Genomic DNA, 17,730 nt, shown 5'->3' on the forward strand with positions numbered 1-17,730 from the left:
GGGCTTCCGGCGGAGGTCCCCGCGGGGAACCCGGCGAGGGGCTTTTCGGCGCGGGCATGGCGGAGGGTGGGCGGGTGGGGTACCGGATGTGGTTCGGGGCCGCGGATCTGCTGCGGTGCCGGTTCGCGATCTCGCCGCTGTGGGAGACGCAGGAGGCCGTACGGACGCTGAGCCGGCCCGACCGGCACGGCTACCACCTGCCGTGGCTGCGCCGGATGCGGGAGGCGGCGGCCGGGATCGATCTCGCGCCGGTCCGGCTGCTGATGCCGCCGCACGGCTACAACCCCGACTTCCTGTGCCCGCCGCCGACCGGCCCGCTCGCCTCGTTCGCCGACGAGCTGGAGCGCGTACGGGCCGCCGACCCGCGCACCGTACGGGCGGAGCTGGCCCGCTCGCTCGCCGACACCCCCGGCGCGGCCGGGAGCCCGCGGGGGCGGGCCCTGCTGGACGATCCGGCGCGGGCCGTACGAGACCTGGCGGACCTGCTGGAACAGGTGTGGGACGCGCTGGTCGCGCCGCACTGGCCGCGGCTGCGGGCGCTGCTGGAGGCCGATGTCGCCTTCCACTCGCGGCGGCTGGCCGACGGCGGTCTGGAGCAGTTGTTCGCGGGCCTGCATCCGCGGCTGAGCTGGGCGGACGGCGTGCTGACGGTGGCGAACCGGTCGCCGTCCCGGCATGCGCGGGTGCTGACCGGCGAGGGGCTGATGCTCGTGCCCAGCGTCTTCGTCTGGCCCGACGTCGTGAGCGGCTTCGACCCGCCGTGGCAGGCGACCGTGGTCTACCCGGCGCGCGGCATCGGCGCCCTGTGGACACCGCCGGGCCAGGGGACCGACGCCCTGGCCCGCCTCCTGGGCCCCAACCGCGCCGCCATACTCGCCGGCCTCGACACCCCGGCCGCCACCACGGACCTGTCCCACCGCCACGGCCTGGCGCCGTCGTCCGTATCGGCCCACCTGTCCGTACTCCGCGCCGCCGGACTGCTCCGTTCCCGCCGCGACGGGCTGCGCGTGCTGTACGAACGCACGCCGCTGGGGACGGCGCTGGCGGAGGGGGGCTGAGGGCGCGTCGGCGACCGGGGCGGTGCGCTCAGTCGCCGCGGCCCGGCCGGCCCTGCTGATCCCGCCGGCCCGCCTGGGAGACCTCCACGATGTGGGCGTTCATGGTGGCGCACATCTCGCGCAGGAACTCGTCGAAGCGGTCCAGGAGTTCGGGCGGGTAGCGGGTCAGCAGGGCGTCCACGCGGACGCCGAGGGGGCCGAAGAACTCGTCGGCGAGCTCCTGGATGTGCGGGCTGCTGTGCAGGGTGACGATCCGCCGGTCGGCGTGCTCGCGGGTGCGGACGATATGTCCGGCGGCTTCGAGGCGGTTGAGGAGCGCGGTGGTGGCGCCCGAGGACAGCGGGATGCGTTCGCCGAGCCGGGCCGGTGAGAGCGGGGCGCCCCGTTCCTCCGCACCGATGATCTCCAGCAGTCCGATCGCGTCGGTGGAGTGCAGGCCCATCCAGGCGGCGAAGCCGCGGCTCAGTTCGGTGTGCTGACCGCCGTAGGTCCGCAACCCCTCGACCAGCCGTTCGCGCCGCGCCGCGATGTCGCCCTGCGTCGGTTCCTCCGCCAAGGCCCGCCGCCCTCCGTCCGTTCGTACCGGTGATCCGAGCCGGGGGCTCGTTTTTGACAACCTATCGCCTCAGACCTACCTTCACCGTGGAATTACTTCACCATGGAGGTATCGAGATGCGAGACCCTTCCCCCGCCCGTCGATGGCTGGGCCTGATCGCCATCGCGCTGGGTGTGGCGCTGATGGTCGTGGACACCACGATCGTGAACGTGATCGTTCCCTCGGTCATCGAGGACCTGGACATCTCCTCCGGCCAGGCGCAGTGGATCCAGGAGTCGTACGCGATCGTCGTCGCGGCGCTGCTCCTGCTGGTCGGCCGGTGCGCGGACATCCTCGGCGCCCGCCGCGTCTTCGTCACGGGGGTCGTGGTCTTCGGCGCGACCAGCGTGCTGGCCGGCCTCGCGCCCACCGGCGGCCTGCTCGTACTGGCCCGCTTCCTCCAGGGCGCGGGCGCGGCGATGATCCTGCCGACCTCGCTGGCCCTGCTGAACGCGACGTTCACCGGCAAGGCGCGCGGTCAGGCGTTCGCCGTCTGGGGCTCGACCATCGGCGCCGCGTCGGCGCTCGGCCCGCTGCTCGGCGGCTGGCTCGCCGCGCACGCCTCCTGGCGCTGGGCGTTCGGCATCAACGTGCCGCTCGCCGCGCTGATCGCGGTCGGCGCGCTGCTGTTCCTGGCCCCCTCACCCCGGACCGCGGGGCGCGTCGACGCGGCCGGGGCAGTCCTGTCCGCGCTCGGTCTGGGCCTGCTCGCCTTCGGGCTCGTGGAGGGGCGTACGTACGGCTGGCTCACCTCGATCCGCCCGCTGGACGCCCTCGGGTTCACGTGGGACAGCGGCCCTTCGCCGGTCCTCGTCGCCCTGGTGCTCGCCGTCGCCGCCCTGGCCGTGTTCATCCGCCGCCAAGCGGTCCTCAGCCGCGGCGACGACCCCGCGCGCGCCCTGATGGACGTGCGGCTGTTCTCCGTCGCGTCGTTCCGCAACGGCAACATCGCCACCCTGATCATCGGTCTCGGCGAGTTCGGCATCGTCGCGGTGCTCCCGCTGTGGCTCCAGTTCACCCTCGGCTACAGCGCGCTCCAGGCGGGGCTCGCCCTCGTGCCGGTGGCCGTCGGCAGCTTCGTCGCGAGCGGCGCGAGCTTCCCGATGTCGGCGAAGGTCGCGGCTCTCGGCCAGGTCCGGATCGGGCTGGCCATGGAGGTCGTCGGGCTGGCCGGACTCGCGCTGATCGCGACCGCGGACAGCCCGTGGTGGTCGATCGCGCTGGTGCTCTTCGGGTACGGCATCGGCGTGGGGTTCGCCACGGCCCAGGTCACCAATGTGGTCCTCGCGGAGGTCCCCGGCCACAGCGCGGGCCAGGGGTCCGGCATCCAGAGCGCCTTTCGCCAGCTGGGCTCCGCCCTGGGCATCGCCGTGCTGACCACGGCGTTCTTCACCACCCTCGGCTCCAGGCTGCGCGCCGGCCTCGGCGACGCCGGCCTGTCGGCCCGGGAGTCCGGCCGGTTCGCGCACGCCGTCACCGACAGCGCGGGCGCCGCGATCGGCCCGCTGGCCGCGCACCCGGCCACCGCGCCGGTCGCCGACGCGGCGCGCTCGGCCATGACCACGGGCATCACCGTCGGCGGCTTCATCGCGGCGGGCTTCGTCGTCCTCGGGCTGATCGCCACCGCCCTGATCCCCGGCGCACCGGCCGGTGCGGCTACCGCGGCAGGCCCCTCACCGGCAGAACCGGAACCGGCTCGCTCCTAGGAGTCCGGGCCGCGGGCGCCCGGCCCCGGCCCGTACGTCCCTACGCGGGCGCGGACTCCTCGGCCGGGGCCGCCCGCTCCTCATGTCCCGTCAGGAGGACAGGTACCGCTCGACCGTCTCCACCTTCTTCGTCAGACCGTCGGTGACGCCCGGCCGGATGTCGGCCTTGAGGACCAGGGAGACGCGGCCGGACCGGGCCTCGACGGCGGCGACGGCGCGCTTGACGACGTCCATGACCTCGTCCCACTCGCCCTCGATGGACGTGAACATGGCGTCCGTGCGGTTCGGGAGGCCCGATTCGCGGACGACGCGGACCGCTTCGGCCACGTACTCGCCGACATCCTCACCGACGCCGAGCGGGGAGACGGAGAATGCGACGATCATGCGTTGACCACGCCTTCCTTGCGGGCGCGGGCGGCGATGAGGCTGGCCTCGGCCTCCCGGCGGAGCATGCGCTCGGCGAAGAAGCCGCCGGTGGGCAGGACGGAGAGGATGAAGTACAGGGCCGCGGTCTTCACCGGCCACTTGGTGCGGTTCCAGGCGTCGGCCCAGAAGATCACATAGAGGACGAAGAGCACGCCGTGGATCATGCCCATGGCCGGCACGGCGTTGAAGTCGGTGGTCCGCTTGAGCACCGAGCAGACGATGAGCAGCAGGAACGAAATGGCCTCCGGGGCGGAGACCAGGCGGAGCCGGCGCAGGGCGGAGGCGGTCTTGATGTCCACGGATACCTCTTGATCGACGGTGGCGGCTCTTGTGATCACGTTCACAAGAGACAGCCATTATCGCCCCCGGCCGCGGCGCCCCGGCGCGCGGGGGCGTGGGCGGCGGCAGATGCGCAGGCAGGCGGGCCGTTCGGCGGCGCGGCGCGGTCCCGGCGGCGGCCGGACCGGCGTGCGGGGCCGCCCGGCGCCGCCCCGCGCACCGGTGACGGCCGGGCCCGCGCCGGATAGCGTCTGAGCCGTGGCTCAGTTTCGGCTCCAGGGGAGCAAGATGCTCGCCGTCGATATGACAGGCGACGCGGTCAAGGCCAAGAACGGCGCGATGGTCGCGTACGACGGCGAGATGACGTTCAAGAAGCGCACGGGCGGCGGCGAGGGCCTGCGGGGCATGGTGACCCGCCGCCTCACGGGGGAACAGATGGAAGTCATGGAGGTGAAGGGCCGCGGCACCTGCTACTTCGCGGACCGGGCGAGCGAGATCAACCTGGTGGAGCTGCGCGGCGAGAAGCTGTACGTCGAGGCGAGCAACTTGCTCTGCACGGACTCGGCGCTGCGCACCGGCACGACCTTCACGGGGCTGCGCGGCGCGTCCCAGGGCAACGGGCTGTTCACGACCAGCGTGGAGGGCACGGGGCAGGCCGCGATCCTCTCGGACGGCACGGCGATCGTGCTGCGCGTGACGCCGCAGACGCCGCTCCAGGTCGACCCCGGCGCGTACATAGCGCACACCGGCAATCTGAAGCAGCACTTCCAGTCGGGCGTGAACTTCCGCACGTTCATAGGGGAGGGCTCGGGCGAGGCGTTCCAGATCCGCTTCGAGGGCGACGGGCTGGTGTACGTGCAGCCGAGCGAGCGGAACACGATCGGGGGTGACGTGTAGTGCCGTTCCAGATGCTCAACTCGCGGATGGTGGAGGGCCGGGTCCTCCCCGGGCAGCGGATGTTCAGCCAGCGCGGCGCGATGCTCGCCTACCAGGGGGACGTGTCCTTCACGCCCAGCATCACGGGCGGTCAGGGCGGTGTGCTGTCGATGATCGGGCGGCGGGTGGCCAACGAGGCGACGCCGCTGATGATCGTGGAGGGCGACGGCACGGTGATGTTCGGCCACGGCGGGCACCATGTGCACGTCATCGAGATGGCCGGCGACACCCTCTATGTGGAGTCGGACCGGCTGCTGGCGTTCGACGGGACGCTCGACCAGGGCACGATGTTCATGGGGTCGCAGGGCGGCGTGATGGGGATGGTGCGCGGCCAGGTCACCGGGCAGGGGCTGTTCACCACGACGCTCAAGGGGCACGGCGCCGCTGCCGTGCTGGCGCACGGCGGCTTCGTGGAGCTGCCGATAGCGCCGGGCCGGCCCGTCCATGTGGACCCGCAGGCGTATGTGGCGCACCGCGGCGACGTGCGCAACAAGCTGTCCACGGCGATCGGCTGGCGCGAGATGGTGGGCCGCGGCTCGGGCGAGGCGTTCCAGCTGGAGCTGTCGGGCAGCGGCACGGTGTACGTACAGGCGTCGGAGGAAAAGCTGTGACCGGTCCCGAAATCCATGACGCGCAGACGCTTCCGGTCGACGACAACGTCAACTCGTACGCCTTCAGCGTGGATCTGAACGGCCAGTGGTTCCTGCAGAAGGGGAAGATGGTCGCCTATTACGGGCAGATCGACTTCCACGGCATCGGGCTGGGCCGCCTCGACAGCCTCATCGCGCACAGTTTCCACTCGCCGCTGCACGCCTCCGACTGGGTGGTGGCGGAGGGCCGGGGCAAGATGGTGCTCGCGGACCGTGCCTTCGACGTCAACTCGTACGACCTCGAAGACGGCAACCTCACCGTACGCTCCGGCAATCTCTTGGCTTTTCAACCGTCCCTTTCGCTGAAGCAGTCGATCATTCCGGGGTTTCTGACGCTGATCGGCACGGGCAAGTTCGTCGCCGCGTCGAACGGTCCGGTGGTCTTCGTGGAGCCGCCGATCCGGGTCGATCCGCAGGCGCTGGTCGGCTGGGCCGACTGCCCCTCCCCCTGCCACCATTACGACCATCAGTACCTGCGCGGCGTGCTGGGCGGCGTGCGGGCGTGGACGGGGATCGGCGGCACGTCGGGCGAGGAGCACCAGTTCGAGTTCGTGGGCAGCGGCACGGTGCTGTTGCAGTCGACGGAGGAGCTGATGCCCGAGCTGGCGACGGGCGCGGTGCCGCAGCAGGAAGGCGTTCCGAATGCAACCGGTGCAAATCAGCCATCCCAACCGGGCGGCTCCGGCCAGCTGGGAGCCCTCCAGCGTCGTTTCGGGCTGTGAGCGGTACTCTGCAGAGGGTGACGTCGAACGCGTGACCATATAGCTCCATGACGCCGTCCAGCCCTGCCCGACTCCGACCGGTACGCCCCCGTACGACCACGAACCGGCATCGGACGGCAGGACCCAGCACCGCCTCGCATGGCCGATAATGATTCATATTTCAACTTCCTTAGGTAGAATCCATCCATGGACACCGAGAACGGCTCCCGCTGGCTCAGCGACGAGGAACAGCGCGCCTGGCGTGCCCACCTGGACGTCAGCCGGCTCCTGTCGCACCAGCTCGAACGGGACCTGCAACCCTTCGGCCTCACCAACAACGACTACGAGATCCTGGTCAACCTCTCGGAGTCGGAGGACCACCGGATGCGGATGAGCGACCTCGCCACCGTCACCCTCCAGTCCAAGAGCCGCCTCTCGCACCAGATCACCCGGATGGAGAACGCCGGACTGGTCCGCCGCGAGAACTGCGAGTCCGACCGCCGCGGGCTCTACGCGGTCCTGACCGAGCAGGGCTGGGAGACGATGCGCCAGGTCGCGCCGCACCACGTCGCCTCCGTGCGCAGGCACTTCATCGACCTGCTCACCAACGAGGACCTCAAGGCGCTCTACGGCTCCCTCGCGCCCGTCGCCAAGCACCTGCGCACCACGCGCGGCCGGGCCTGAGACCGGGCCGGCCCGCCGTCACCCCGGCGGGCCGGCCCGCTCCAGCCGCAGGACGAAACAGGCGCCGCCGCGGGGCGACTCGCCCACCGTGAGCGTCCCGCCGTGCCGCGCGGCCACGTCCCGGGCGATGGCCAGCCCCAGCCCGGCCCCGCCGTCGTCCCGGCTGCGCGCGTCGTCGAGCCGTACGAACCGCTCGAAGATCCGCTCCCGTTCCGGCGCCGGCACCCCGGCCCCGTCGTCGGCGACGGCCAGCACCAGCCACCGCCCCTCCGCCCGCACGGACAGCACGGCCTCCGACTCCGCGTGCCGGCAGGCGTTGTCCACCAGGTTGCCCAGCACCCGCCCCAACTGCCCGCGCGAGCCCAGCACCTCACCCGGCGCCAGCTCCCCGGTCCGCACCGCGACCCCGCTCCGGCCCGGAACCCGCCGCGACGCCTCCTCGCGCGCCAGCCCCGCCAGCTCCACCCGCGTGTCCGCGGGCCGCTCCCCCGCGTCCAGCCGCGCCAGCAGCAGCAGATCCGCCGCCAGGTTCTGGAGCCGCACGGTGTCCTCCACCGCGCCCTCCACGTCCAGCAGCTCCGGGTGGGCCGCGCCCACCTCCAGCTGCGTGCGCAGGCTGGCGATCGGGCTCCGCAGCTCGTGCGAGGCGTCGGCGACGAACCGCCGCTGCCGGTCCACCGACGCCTGGAGGGCGGCGAGCGTCTCATTGGTCGTACGGGCCAGCCGCGCCACCTCGTCCCGCGCCTGCGGCTCCGGCACCCGCCGCCCCAGGTCCTCGCTGGCCGTGATGGCGGCCATCTCCCGCCGGATGCCCTCGACGGGCCGCAGGGAGCGCCGGGTCACCAGCCATGTCACGCCCGCCACGACGACGAGCAGCAGGGGCAGCCCGATGAGCATCGCGCCGCGCACCGTGGCGACCGTGTCCTGCTCGGCGGCGAGCGGCGCGCCCACGTAGACGGTGACCTTCTCGCCCGCGGGTGTGCGGGCCTCCACGGCGGCGAACCGGTAGTCGCCCGTCTTCCCATGGACCTTGGCCGTGCCGCCGCTCATGTCGACGTCGTCGGAGACCTTGGCGCGGCCGGGCCCGCGCCCGCCGCCACCGCCGTCATCGTCGCTGTCGCTGTCGCCGTCGTCGTCGTTGTCCCCGTCGCCGTCGTCGCCGCTGTCGTCCCCGCTCGGCGTCGGCGACGGATGGGCCTTCACGCTCTCGCTGCCCGTGCCGCTCACCGCCTCCAGGTGGTCGCTGACGGCCCGTACCCGCTTGTCGTCGTCCACCACCTGCATCGGATGGTGGTCCTCCGCCTCCAGCTTCTTGAACGGCTCGCCCGTCGCGATCTGCGAGGCCACCCCCCGCGCGTCGGCCTCCGCCTGGAGGTCGGCCTGGTCGGTCAGGTTGCCGCGCAGCACCGCCAGCACCGCGATCCCGGCGGCCACCAGGGCCAGCGCCACCACCAGCGTCGCGCCCAGCGCGGCCTTCGACCGTACGGAGCCGAACCCCCTACGCACGCGCCACCAGCCGGTATCCGGCGCCGCGCACCGTGGTGATGGTCCCGGAGCCCAGCTTGCGGCGGAGCGCGCTGATGTAGACCTCGACGATGTTGGGGTCCCCGTCGTAGGCGAAGTCCCAGACGTGCTCCAGGATCTCCGCCTTGGAGACCACCTCCCCCGCCCGCACCGCCAGTTGCTCCAGGACGGCGAACTCCTTGGCGGTCAGCGCCGCCTCCACGCCGTCCCGGCAGACCTTCCGCGCGGCCCGGTCGACGCTCAGGGCGCCGATGGTGAGCACGGGCGCGGCGCCGGTGCCGCGGCGGCGCAGCAGGGCCCGTACCCGTGCCACCAGCACCACGTACGAGAAGGGCTTGGTCAGGTAGTCGTCGGCGCCGGTGTCGAGCCCCTCGGCCTCGTCGTACTCGCCGTCCTTCGCCGTGAGCATCAGGATCGGCACCTCGCTGCCCTCGGCGCGCAGCGTGGCGCAGATGCGGTAGCCGTTCATGCCGGGCAGCATGATGTCGAGAATCAGCAGGTCGTACGAGCCTTCGCGGGCCCGGTACAGCCCCTCCGGCCCGTCGTGGACGGCGTCCACGGCGAACCCCTCGGCAGTGAGCCCCTTGGCCAGCGAGAGCGCCAGCCGCTTCTCGTCCTCCACGATCAACAAGCGCATGGGGACGACTCTGCCAAAGGGCGCCTGAAGAAATCTTCAGGCGGCTTCAGGTTGGCTTCAGGGACGTGTGGCCAGTGTGGGGGTTGTCGAGAACGACTGATCGGGAGGAAACCTCATGAGGCGCAACATCGTCATCGCCACCGTGGCCGCGGCCGCCGTGATCGCCGGTGGCACCGCGACGGCCGTCGCCGTCACCGGCGGCGACGGATCGGCCCAGCACGCGTCGCAGAGCCGGCAGGCGTCGGACGGCGGGCACGCGTCGGACAGCGGGCGGTCCTCGGACGACGAGCACTCCTCCGACCACGAGCACTCGGACGACGGCCACTCCTCGGACGGGTACACGGGGCCGAAGTCGAGCGTCCGCGTGAAGGACGACGACGCGCAGGAGGACCTCGTCGAGGCCAGGACCGCGAAGATCACCGCTCCCCAGGCGGTGGCCGCCGCCCTCAAGGCCGTGCCGGGCACCGTCACGGAGATCGACCTCGACGAGGACGACCCGGGCCTGGTCTGGGAGGCGGACGTGCTCGGCAAGGACGGGAAGTTCCACGAGGTCACCCTCGACGCCGGGAACGGCCGGGTCCTCGACCAGCACACCGAGCACAAGGACAACGGCTACCACGGCGTGAGCCACGCCCGTAAGGAGCTGAAGGGCGCCACGGTCGACGTCACCGAGGCCGTGCGCAAGGGCGCGCGCGACGGGGCGACCGTGACGAAGGCGGACCTCGACGACGACCACCGCTCCGCGTCGGTGTGGAAGGTGGAGACCGTCACCAAGGACGGCAAGGAGCACAACCTGATCGTCGACCCGCGGACGGGGGCCGTGACCAACGGCCCGGCGGATGACGACCACTCGGACCACTCCGACCACTCGGACCACTCCGACGACTCGGACGACGACTGAGCGCTCCGCCAGAGGTCCGGTGCGCCGCGGCGCACCGGACTTCCGCGGGTCCGCGGCGACCGGCCCGAAAGCCCCGTCAGCCGGACTCCGTGATCCCCGCGACCAGCTCGTCGGCCGCCGTGTACGGGTCGAGCGACCCCGTGACGATGCGCTCGGCCAGCGCGCCCAGCCGCCGGTCCCCCCGCAGGTCCCCGATCTTCTCCCGCAGGGCGGTGACGGCGATCGTCTCGACCTCGCGGGCGGCGCGCCGGGCGCGCCGCTCGGCGAGCGCCCCGTGCTCCTCCATCCACGCGCGGTGCTTCTCCAGCGCCTCGACGACCTCGTCGGTGCCCTCGCCGCGGGCGGCGACCGTCTTGACGATGGGCGGCCGCCAGTCGCCGGGGGCGCGGGACTCGCCCAGGCCCAGCATGTGGTTGAGCTCGCGGGCGGTGGCGTCGGCGCCGTCGCGGTCGGCCTTGTTGACCACGTAGACGTCGCCGATCTCCAGGATTCCGGCCTTGGCTGCCTGGATGCCGTCGCCCATGCCGGGCGCCAGCAGCACCACGGAGGTGTCCGCCTGGGCGGCGATCTCCACCTCGGACTGCCCGACGCCGACGGTCTCGACGAGCACCACGTCGCAGCCCGCCGCGTCCAGCACCCGGATGGCCTGCGGCGCGGCCCAGGCCAGCCCGCCGAGGTGGCCGCGGGTGGCCATGGAGCGGATGTACACGCCGGGGTCGGAGGCGTGCTCGGACATCCGCACCCGGTCGCCGAGGAGCGCGCCGCCGGAGAACGGCGAGGACGGGTCGACGGCGAGGACACCCACCCGCCTGCCCGCCCGGCGGTAGGCGCTGACCAGCGCGGACGTCGAGGTGGACTTGCCGACGCCGGGCGAGCCGGTCAGCCCCACCACGTACGCGCCGCCGGTCAGCGGCGCCAGCGCGGCCATCACCTCGCGCAGCTGCGGGGACGCCCCCTCCACCAGCGAGATCAGCCGGGCCACCGCGCGCGGCCGGCCCTGGCGGGCCTGCTCGACCAGGGTGGGGACGTCCGCCATCACTGCTCCGTTCTCCGGTGCTCGCTAGTCTTCGCTGTTCACTTACCCGGCACGCGCACGATCAGCGCGTCGCCCTGGCCGCCGCCGCCGCACAGCGCCGCCGCGCCGACCCCGCCGCCGCGCCGCTTCAGCTCCAGCGCGAGGTGGAGTACGAGCCGGGCGCCGGACATCCCGATGGGGTGGCCCAGGGCGATGGCGCCGCCGTTGACGTTCACCTTTTCCGAGGAGATTCCGAGGTCCTTCATTGACTGCACGGCGACGGCGGCGAACGCCTCGTTGATCTCGATGAGGTCGAGGTCCCCGACCTCCAGGCCCTCCTTGCCGAGGGCGTGCCGGATGGCGTTGGAGGGCTGCGACTGGAGGGAGTTGTCGGGGCCGGCGACGTTGCCGTGCGCGCCGATCTCCGCGATCCACTCCAGGCCCAGCTCCTCGGCCTTGGCCTTGCTCATCACGACGAGAGCGGCCGCGCCGTCGGAGATCTGCGAGGCGGTGCCCGCGGTGATCGTGCCGTCCTTCGCGAAGGCGGGGCGGAGCTTGCCGAGCGATTCGACGGTGGTCTCGCCGCGGATGCCCTCGTCCTTGGCGAAGATGACCGGTTCGCCCTTGCGCTGCGGGATCTCCACGGGCGTGATCTCGGCCTCGAAGACGCCGTTCTTCTGGGCCGCCGCGGCCCGCTGGTGCGAGCGGGCGCCGATCTCGTCCTGTTCGGCGCGGCCGATGCCCAGGCGGGTGTTGTGCTTCTCGGTGGACTCGCCCATCGCGATGTTCTCGTAGGCGTCCGTGAGCCCGTCGAGCGCCATGGAGTCGAGCACCTCCACGGCGCCGTACTTGTAGCCCTCGCGGGACTTGGGGAGCAGGTGCGGGGCGTTGGTCATCGACTCCTGGCCGCCGGCCACGACGATGTCGAACTCGCCCGCGCGGATCAGCTGGTCGGCGAGGGCGACGGCGTCGAGCCCGGAGAGGCAGACCTTGTTGACGGTGAGCGCGGGCACGCTGAGCGGGATGCCGGCCGCGACGGCCGCCTGCCGGGCGGGGATCTGCCCGGCGCCCGCCTGGAGCACCTGCCCCATGATCACGTACTGCACCTGGTCGCCGCCGATGCCGGCCCGGTCGAGGGCGGCCTTGATGGCGACTCCGCCGAGGTCGGCCCCGGAGAAGGACCGCAGGGAGCCGAGCAGACGGCCCATGGGCGTGCGGGCGCCCGCGACGATCACAGAGGTGGTGCCGGTCGTACCAGTCATGGTGCGGCCCCTTCGCGCTGAGGGATGTTAACGAGGGTTCCCGTCAATGTACTGAGCGGTACCCGCCCGGTCACCGGGCGGAAGGTGTGATCGCGCGCACGTTGCGTAACCATGCGTGCGAGCGGTGCACTGGAGGCATGCTGACGCGAATCGACCACATCGGGATCGCCTGCTCCGACCTCGACGCGACCGTCGAGTTCTACCGTGCCACGTACGGCTTCGAGGTGTTCCACACCGAGATCAACGAGGAACAGGGCGTGCGCGAGGCCATGCTGAAAATCAATGAGACGTCCGACGGCGGCGCCTCGTACCTCCAGCTCCTGGAACCGATCCGGGAGGACAGCGCGGTCGGCAAATGGCTGGCCAAGAACGGCGAGGGCGTGCATCACATCGCCTTCGGCACCGAGGACGTCGACGCGGACGCCGCGGCCGTGCGCGACAAGGGCGTCCGGGTCCTCTACGACCAGCCGCGACGGGGGTCGATGGACTCCCGTATCACCTTCCTCCACCCCAAGGACTGCCACGGAGTCCTCACCGAACTCGTCACTGCGGCACCTGAGCACTGACCTCTGCCATCCCCGGCCGGTAGAGTGCAGGTTCGGCCGGGGTACGGGATCGGGGCTCGGCCCAAGCTTTGCCGATGATCTGACACCATTTCTTCGGAAGGGCCGGCTCCGCGTTCGCACCAGCGCGCAGGACGGAGCAGGCCGCCAACGCGACCAGGGGACGGATGGACCGCGCAGTGCGGGGCGACGACCGCTACGAGCCTGAAGACCACCTCTCGAAGTTCGAAGCCGAGATGAAGCGGCTGCGGACCGAGCGGGAGAAGGCCGTTCAGCACGCCGACGACCTCGGCTATCAGGTCGAGGTATTGCGCGCCAAGCTGCACGAGGCGCGCCGCAGCCTCGCGGCTCGCCCTGCCTACGACGGCGGCGATCTCGGCTACCAGGCCGAGCAGCTGCTCCGTAACGCGCAGATCCAGGCCGATCAGCTGCGCACGGACGCCGAGCGCGAGGTGCGCGAGGCCCGTGCCCAGACGCAGCGGCTGCTCCAGGAGCACGCCGAGCGGCAGGCCCGGCTCGAATCCGAGCTGCACGCCGAGGCCGTGGCCCGCCGCCAGCGGCTCGACGAGGAGCTGGCGGAGCGCCGCCGGACCGTCGAATCGCATGTGAACGAGAACGTCGCCTGGGCCGAGCAGTTGCGCTCCCGCACCGAGGGCCAGGCCCGCCGGCTGCTGGAGGAGTCGCGGGCCGAGTCCGAGCAGGCCGTCGCCACGGCCCACGCGGAGGCGCAGCGGCTGACCGAGCGCGCCCGCGAGCGGCTGAACTCGGCCGCCGAGGACGCCCGTGCCGAGGCCGAGGCCATACTGCGGCGGGCCCGTACGGACGCCGAGCGGCTGCTGACCGCCGCCTCCACGCAGGCGCAGGAGGCCACCGACCACGCCGAGCAGCTGCGCACCGGCGCGGCCGGCGAGTCCGAGGAGGCCCGCCGGCGGGCCGCGGAGCTGACGCGGGCCGCCGAGACGGCGATGCAGGAGGCCGAGACGGCGCTGCGCGAGGCGCGGGCCGAGTCGGAGAAGCTCGTCACGGAGGCGAAGGAGGCCGCGGCCAAGCGGCTGGCCGGCGCCGAGTCGGAGAACGAGCAGCGCACCCGTACGGCCAAGGCGGAGATCGCCCGGCTGGTCGCGGAGGCCACCAAGCAGGCCGAGGCGCTGCGGGCCGAGGCCGAGCAGGAGCGGGACGACGCGCGGGCCAAGGCGGAGCGGCTGGTCGCGGAGGCCGCCGAGGACGCCCGCAGCGCCGCCGCGGAGGACTCGGCGGCGCAGCTCGCGAAGGCCGCGCGGCAGGCCGAGGAGGTGCTGACCAAGGCGTCCGAGGACGCGCAGGCCACGACGAAGTCCGCGGCGGCCGAGGCGGAGCGCATCCGCCGGGAGGCCGAGGCGGAGGCCGACCGGCTGCGCGAGCAGGCCGCCGAGTCCGCCGAGCAGCTCAAGGGCGCGGCGAAGGACGACACGAAGGAGTACCGCGCCAAGACCGTCGAGCTCCAGGAGGAGGCCCGGCGGCTGCGCGGGGAGGCCGAGCAGCTGCGCTCGGAGGCCGTCGCCGAGGGCGAGCGGCTGCGCACGGAGGCGCGGCGCGAGGCGGTTCAGCAGATCGAGGAGGCGGCCCGTACCGCCGAGGAGCTGCTGACGAAGGCCAAGTCGGACGCGGAGGAGACCCGCGGCAGCGCGAGCGCCGAGAGCGAGCGGGTGCGGACCGAGGCCGCCGAGCGCGCGGCGGCGCTGCGCAAGCAGGCCGAGGACAGCGTCGAGAAGGCCCGTGCGGAGGCCGAGGAGACGCGCTCCGAGGCCGCGAACCAGGCCGAACTGACGCGCGCGGAGGCCGAGGAGACGGCCCGCCAGGTGCGCGAGGAGGCCGAGCGGGGCGCCGAGGCGCTGCGCGAGGAGGCCGAGGCGGAGCTGACGCGGCTGCGCGAGGAGGCCGAGACGCGGGTCGCGGCGGCCGAGTCGGCGCTGGAGGAGGCCCGCGCCGAGGCGAAGCGGCTGCGCAAGGAGGCGGCGGAGGAGACGGAGCGGCTGCGCGCGGAGGCCGCGGAGCGGCAGCGCACGCTCCAGCAGCAGGCGGAGGCCGAGGCGGAGCGGGTGCGCGCCGAGGCGGTCGAGGAGGCGGCGAGCGCCCGTTCCGAGGGCGAGGCCGCGGCCGTACGGCTGCGGGAGCGGGCCGCCGAGGAGACGGAGCGGCTGCGCGCGGAGGCCAAGGAGGCCGCCGACCGGGTGCGGGCCGAGGCGAACGCCGCGGCGGAGCGCACGGAGGCCGAGGCCGCCGAGGCGCTGGCGGCGGCTCAGGAGGAGGCGGCCCGGCGGCGCCGGGAGGCCGAGCAACTGCTCGGCGACGCCCGCTCCGAGGCGCAGGCGGAGCGCGAACAGGCCCATGAGCAGAGCGAGGAGCTGCTCGCCTCGGCCCGTAAGCGGGTCACGGAGGCGCAGGAGGAGGCCGCGCGGCTGTCGGCGGAGGCCGAGCAGCGGGCGAGCGAACTCGTCTCCACGGCGGAGCAGACGGCCCAGCAGGTGCGGGACGCCGTCGCGGGCCTGCACGAGCAGGCCGAGGAGGAGATCTCCGGGCTGCGTTCGGCCGCCGAGCACAACGCGGAGCGCACCCGCACGGAGGCGCAGGAGGAGGCGGACCGGGTCCGCTCCGACGCGTACGCCGAGCGGGAGCGGGCCGCCGAGGACGCCGCGCGGGTCCGCCAGGAGGCGAAGGAGACCGCGGAGGCCGCCGAGTCCGCCGCGGAGCAGACGGTCGCGGAGGCCACGGCCGAGGCCGAGCGGCTGACCGCCGAGGCGACCTCGGTGCTCGACGAGGCCCGCGAGGCGGCGAACGCCCGCCGCACGGAGGCCGCCGAGCAGGCCGACGAGCTGATGGCGATGGCGACGGAGGAGGCCGAGCAGCAGCGCGCGGCGGCCGCCGAGACCGTCGAGCAGGCCCGTACGGAGGCGGAGCGGCTGCTCGACGAGGCGCGCGAGGCCGGCGACGCCCGGCGCGCGGAGGCGGCCGGGCAGGCCGACGCGCTGGTCGCGGAGGCGACGGCGGAGGCGGAGCGGCTGCGCGCCGAGGCCGCGGCGGCGCTGGAGGAGGCCCGCGCGTCGGCGACGGAGCACCGCGCGCAGGCCACGGCGTACGGCGACCAGTTGGTCGAGGACGCCACGGCGGAGGCCGAGCGGCTGCGCGCCGAGGCGACGACGGCGCTGGAGGAGGCGCGCGAGGCCGCCGAGACGCAGCGGTCGGAGGCGGCCGAGCACGCCGAGAAGCTCGTGGCCGACGCGACGGCGCGGGCCGAGCGGATGGTGTCGGACGCCTCCGCCAAGGCCCAGCAGCTGCGGACGGACGCCTCGGACGCGCTCGCCTCCTCGGAGCAGGACGCGAACCGCACCCGTGCCGAGGCCCGCGACGACGCGAACAAGATGCGCGCCGACGCCGCCCAGCAGGCGGAGGGGGTGCGCGCGGAGGGCCGCGCCGAGGCCGAGCGCATCATCAACGAGGCCACGGAGCTGACCTCTTCGGCGCAGGAGGACGCGGACCGCATCCTCGACGAGGCGCGGGAGGCGGCGAACGCCCGCCGCTCGGAGGCCGCCGAGCAGGCCGACCGGCTGATGTCGGAGGCGCTGACCGAGGCCGAGGCGCTGGTGGCCGACGCCACGGAGAAGTCGGAGAAGCTGGGCGCGGACGCGGCCGAGGCGCTGCGCAGCGCGCAGGAAGAGGCGGCCCGTACGCTCGACGAGGCCCGCGAGGCGGCGGGCGCGTGCCGCAGCGAGGCGGCCGAGCAGGCCGACGCGCTGATCGCCGAGGCGACGCAGGAGGCGGACCGGCTGCGCGCCGAGGCTGCCGAGACCGTCACCTCCGCGCAGGAGCACGCGACCCGTACCCGCGCCGAGTCCGAGCAGGTCAAGGCGGACGCCGAGGCGGAGGCGGAGCGGCTGCTGGCCGAGGCGCGGGCGCAGGCGCAGGAGGCCCTGGACGAGGCGCGCCAGGAGGCGTCCAAGCGCCGCAACGACGCCGCCCAGCAGGCGGACCAGCTGGTCGCCAAGGCCCAGGAGGAGGCCGTACGGGCGGCGACGGCCGCCGAGGAGCAGGCCGACACGATGGTCGGCGCGGCCCGCAAGGAGGCCGAGCGGATCGTCACGGAGGCCACCGGCGAGGGCAACGTCCTGGTCGAGCAGGCCCGTACGGACGCGAACACGCTGCTGGCCGAGGCGCGCGGGGACGCGACGGCCATAAGGGACCGGGCGGAGGAGCTGCGGTCCCGGATCGAGGGCGAGGTCGAGGAGCTGCACGACCGGGCGCGGCGCGAGGCGTCGGAGGCGATGCAGTCGGCGGGCGAGCGCTGCGACAAGCTGGTGGCGGCCGCGACCGAGCAGCTCGCGGAGGCCAAGGAGAAGGCGGAGAAGCTGGTCTCGGACGCCGGCAGCGAGGCGAGCAAGGTCCGTATCGCCGCGGTGCGCAAGGCGGAGGGGCTGCTCAAGGAGGCCGAGCAGAAGAAGGCCGATTCGATCCGGGAGGCGGAGCGCGTGCGCGCCGAGGCCGTCGCGGAGGCCCAGCGGATCGTGGACGAGGGCAAACAGGAACTGGAGGTGCTGGTACGTCGCCGCAAGGACATCAATACAGAGATTTCCCGCGTTCAGGACGTGTTGGAGGCGTTGGAGTCATTCGAGTCGCCGACCGCCGCCGGGGGTAAGGACAGCGGCGGGGTCAAGGCGGCGGCCGGAGCAGGTTCCACCCGTACGAGTGGCAAGCAGTCCGATAACTAGCCACTCGAATGAGGGGACATTCTCCAGACCAATCGGACGTTGACTCGATGA

The 17,730-nt window shown here is 73.3% G+C and carries 16 protein-coding genes; 9 read left to right on the forward strand and 7 right to left on the reverse strand.

Annotation, left to right across the window (positions count from 1 at the left end):
* The first annotated feature begins 74 nt into the window (after positions 1-74).
* Positions 75-1,058 (forward strand): DUF5937 family protein, encoded by a 984-nt coding sequence (locus tag AB0I49_RS24805; RefSeq protein ID WP_363229262.1) that lies wholly within the window; start codon positions 75-77, stop codon positions 1,056-1,058.
* Positions 1,059-1,086: 28 nt separating this feature from the next.
* Here the strand turns inward: AB0I49_RS24805 and AB0I49_RS24810 are convergent, their stop codons facing one another.
* Positions 1,087-1,614: a MarR family transcriptional regulator gene (locus AB0I49_RS24810; RefSeq protein ID WP_363229263.1), complete on the reverse strand. Its 528-nt coding sequence runs from the start codon at positions 1,612-1,614 to the stop codon at positions 1,087-1,089.
* A 116-nt stretch (positions 1,615-1,730) separates the two neighbouring features.
* Here AB0I49_RS24810 and AB0I49_RS24815 point away from each other — a divergent pair, with 116 nt between their 5' ends.
* Entirely contained in the window at positions 1,731-3,359 is a 1,629-nt protein-coding gene (locus AB0I49_RS24815; RefSeq protein WP_363229264.1) for a DHA2 family efflux MFS transporter permease subunit, read from the forward strand.
* A 90-nt stretch (positions 3,360-3,449) separates the two neighbouring features.
* Here AB0I49_RS24815 and AB0I49_RS24820 read toward each other — a convergent pair whose 3' ends face one another.
* Positions 3,450-3,743, reverse strand: coding sequence for an MTH1187 family thiamine-binding protein (locus AB0I49_RS24820; protein ID WP_363132657.1), 294 nt, complete (start codon positions 3,741-3,743; stop codon positions 3,450-3,452).
* Positions 3,740-4,084, reverse strand: coding sequence for a DUF3817 domain-containing protein (locus AB0I49_RS24825; RefSeq protein ID WP_363229368.1), 345 nt, complete (start codon positions 4,082-4,084; stop codon positions 3,740-3,742). The genes AB0I49_RS24820 and AB0I49_RS24825 overlap by 4 nt, the downstream gene beginning before the upstream one ends.
* 238 nt (positions 4,085-4,322) lie before the next feature.
* Here AB0I49_RS24825 and AB0I49_RS24830 point away from each other — a divergent pair, with 238 nt between their 5' ends.
* The 4 genes from AB0I49_RS24830 to AB0I49_RS24845 all read left to right on the forward strand — a co-directional run bounded on the left by AB0I49_RS24830 (position 4,323) and on the right by AB0I49_RS24845 (position 7,035).
* Positions 4,323-4,961: an AIM24 family protein gene (locus tag AB0I49_RS24830; protein ID WP_363229265.1), complete on the forward strand. Its 639-nt coding sequence runs from the start codon at positions 4,323-4,325 to the stop codon at positions 4,959-4,961.
* Positions 4,961-5,611, forward strand: a complete 651-nt coding sequence (locus AB0I49_RS24835; protein ID WP_363229266.1) for an AIM24 family protein — start codon at positions 4,961-4,963, stop codon at positions 5,609-5,611. The genes AB0I49_RS24830 and AB0I49_RS24835 overlap by 1 nt, the downstream gene beginning before the upstream one ends.
* Positions 5,608-6,372, forward strand: coding sequence for an AIM24 family protein (locus AB0I49_RS24840; protein ID WP_363229267.1), 765 nt, complete (start codon positions 5,608-5,610; stop codon positions 6,370-6,372). Before AB0I49_RS24835 ends, AB0I49_RS24840 begins: the two co-directional genes overlap by 4 nt.
* Positions 6,373-6,558: 186 nt before the next feature.
* Positions 6,559-7,035: a MarR family transcriptional regulator gene (locus tag AB0I49_RS24845; protein ID WP_363229269.1), complete on the forward strand. Its 477-nt coding sequence runs from the start codon at positions 6,559-6,561 to the stop codon at positions 7,033-7,035.
* An 18-nt stretch (positions 7,036-7,053) separates the two neighbouring features.
* On the opposite strand, the gene AB0I49_RS24850 is transcribed toward AB0I49_RS24845, so the two are convergent.
* Together AB0I49_RS24850 and AB0I49_RS24855 are read right to left on the reverse strand one after the other, a co-directional pair.
* Positions 7,054-8,541, reverse strand: coding sequence for a HAMP domain-containing sensor histidine kinase (locus AB0I49_RS24850; protein WP_363229270.1), 1,488 nt, complete (start codon positions 8,539-8,541; stop codon positions 7,054-7,056).
* Positions 8,534-9,196 (reverse strand): response regulator transcription factor, encoded by a 663-nt coding sequence (locus tag AB0I49_RS24855; protein WP_363229271.1) that lies wholly within the window; start codon positions 9,194-9,196, stop codon positions 8,534-8,536. Before AB0I49_RS24855 ends, AB0I49_RS24850 begins: the two co-directional genes overlap by 8 nt.
* A gap of 115 nt (positions 9,197-9,311) precedes the next feature.
* On the opposite strand from AB0I49_RS24855, the gene AB0I49_RS24860 reads away from it, so the two are divergent.
* Positions 9,312-10,097 (forward strand): PepSY domain-containing protein, encoded by a 786-nt coding sequence (locus AB0I49_RS24860; RefSeq protein ID WP_363229272.1) that lies wholly within the window; start codon positions 9,312-9,314, stop codon positions 10,095-10,097.
* Between the two features lie 76 nt (positions 10,098-10,173).
* Here the strand turns inward: AB0I49_RS24860 and meaB are convergent, their stop codons facing one another.
* Together meaB and AB0I49_RS24870 are read right to left on the reverse strand one after the other, a co-directional pair.
* A complete protein-coding gene (meaB, locus tag AB0I49_RS24865) occupies positions 10,174-11,133 on the reverse strand; it encodes a methylmalonyl Co-A mutase-associated GTPase MeaB (RefSeq protein ID WP_363229273.1) in 960 nt (319 codons plus the stop codon).
* Between the two features lie 38 nt (positions 11,134-11,171).
* A complete protein-coding gene (locus AB0I49_RS24870) occupies positions 11,172-12,374 on the reverse strand; it encodes an acetyl-CoA C-acetyltransferase (RefSeq protein ID WP_363229274.1) in 1,203 nt (400 codons plus the stop codon).
* A 137-nt stretch (positions 12,375-12,511) separates the two neighbouring features.
* Between AB0I49_RS24870 and mce the strand changes: the two genes are divergently transcribed.
* Together mce and scy are read left to right on the forward strand one after the other, a co-directional pair.
* A complete protein-coding gene (mce, locus tag AB0I49_RS24875) occupies positions 12,512-12,940 on the forward strand; it encodes a methylmalonyl-CoA epimerase (RefSeq protein ID WP_363229275.1) in 429 nt (142 codons plus the stop codon).
* A gap of 164 nt (positions 12,941-13,104) precedes the next feature.
* Entirely contained in the window at positions 13,105-17,679 is a 4,575-nt protein-coding gene (scy, locus tag AB0I49_RS24880) for a polarized growth protein Scy (RefSeq protein WP_363229276.1), read from the forward strand.
* Positions 17,680-17,730: the final 51 nt, after the last annotated feature.

This window comes from Streptomyces sp. NPDC050617, from assembly GCF_040654795.1.
Lineage (GTDB): Bacteria > Actinomycetota > Actinomycetes > Streptomycetales > Streptomycetaceae > Streptomyces.

What these genes read in the sequence shown, in the direction of transcription:
- AB0I49_RS24815 (WP_363229264.1), top strand. Translation starts at nt 1,731, where the DNA reads ATGCGAGACCCTTCCCCCGCCCGTCGATGGCTGGGCCTGATCGCCATC.
- AB0I49_RS24820 (WP_363132657.1), bottom strand. Translation starts at nt 3,743, where the DNA reads ATGATCGTCGCATTCTCCGTCTCCCCGCTCGGCGTCGGTGAGGATGTC.
- AB0I49_RS24845 (WP_363229269.1), top strand. Translation starts at nt 6,559, where the DNA reads ATGGACACCGAGAACGGCTCCCGCTGGCTCAGCGACGAGGAACAGCGC.
- AB0I49_RS24855 (WP_363229271.1), bottom strand. Translation starts at nt 9,196, where the DNA reads ATGCGCTTGTTGATCGTGGAGGACGAGAAGCGGCTGGCGCTCTCGCTG.
- AB0I49_RS24860 (WP_363229272.1), top strand. Translation starts at nt 9,312, where the DNA reads ATGAGGCGCAACATCGTCATCGCCACCGTGGCCGCGGCCGCCGTGATC.
- meaB (WP_363229273.1), bottom strand. Translation starts at nt 11,133, where the DNA reads ATGGCGGACGTCCCCACCCTGGTCGAGCAGGCCCGCCAGGGCCGGCCG.
- AB0I49_RS24870 (WP_363229274.1), bottom strand. Translation starts at nt 12,374, where the DNA reads ATGACTGGTACGACCGGCACCACCTCTGTGATCGTCGCGGGCGCCCGC.
- mce (WP_363229275.1), top strand. Translation starts at nt 12,512, where the DNA reads ATGCTGACGCGAATCGACCACATCGGGATCGCCTGCTCCGACCTCGAC.
- scy (WP_363229276.1), top strand. Translation starts at nt 13,105, where the DNA reads ATGGACCGCGCAGTGCGGGGCGACGACCGCTACGAGCCTGAAGACCAC.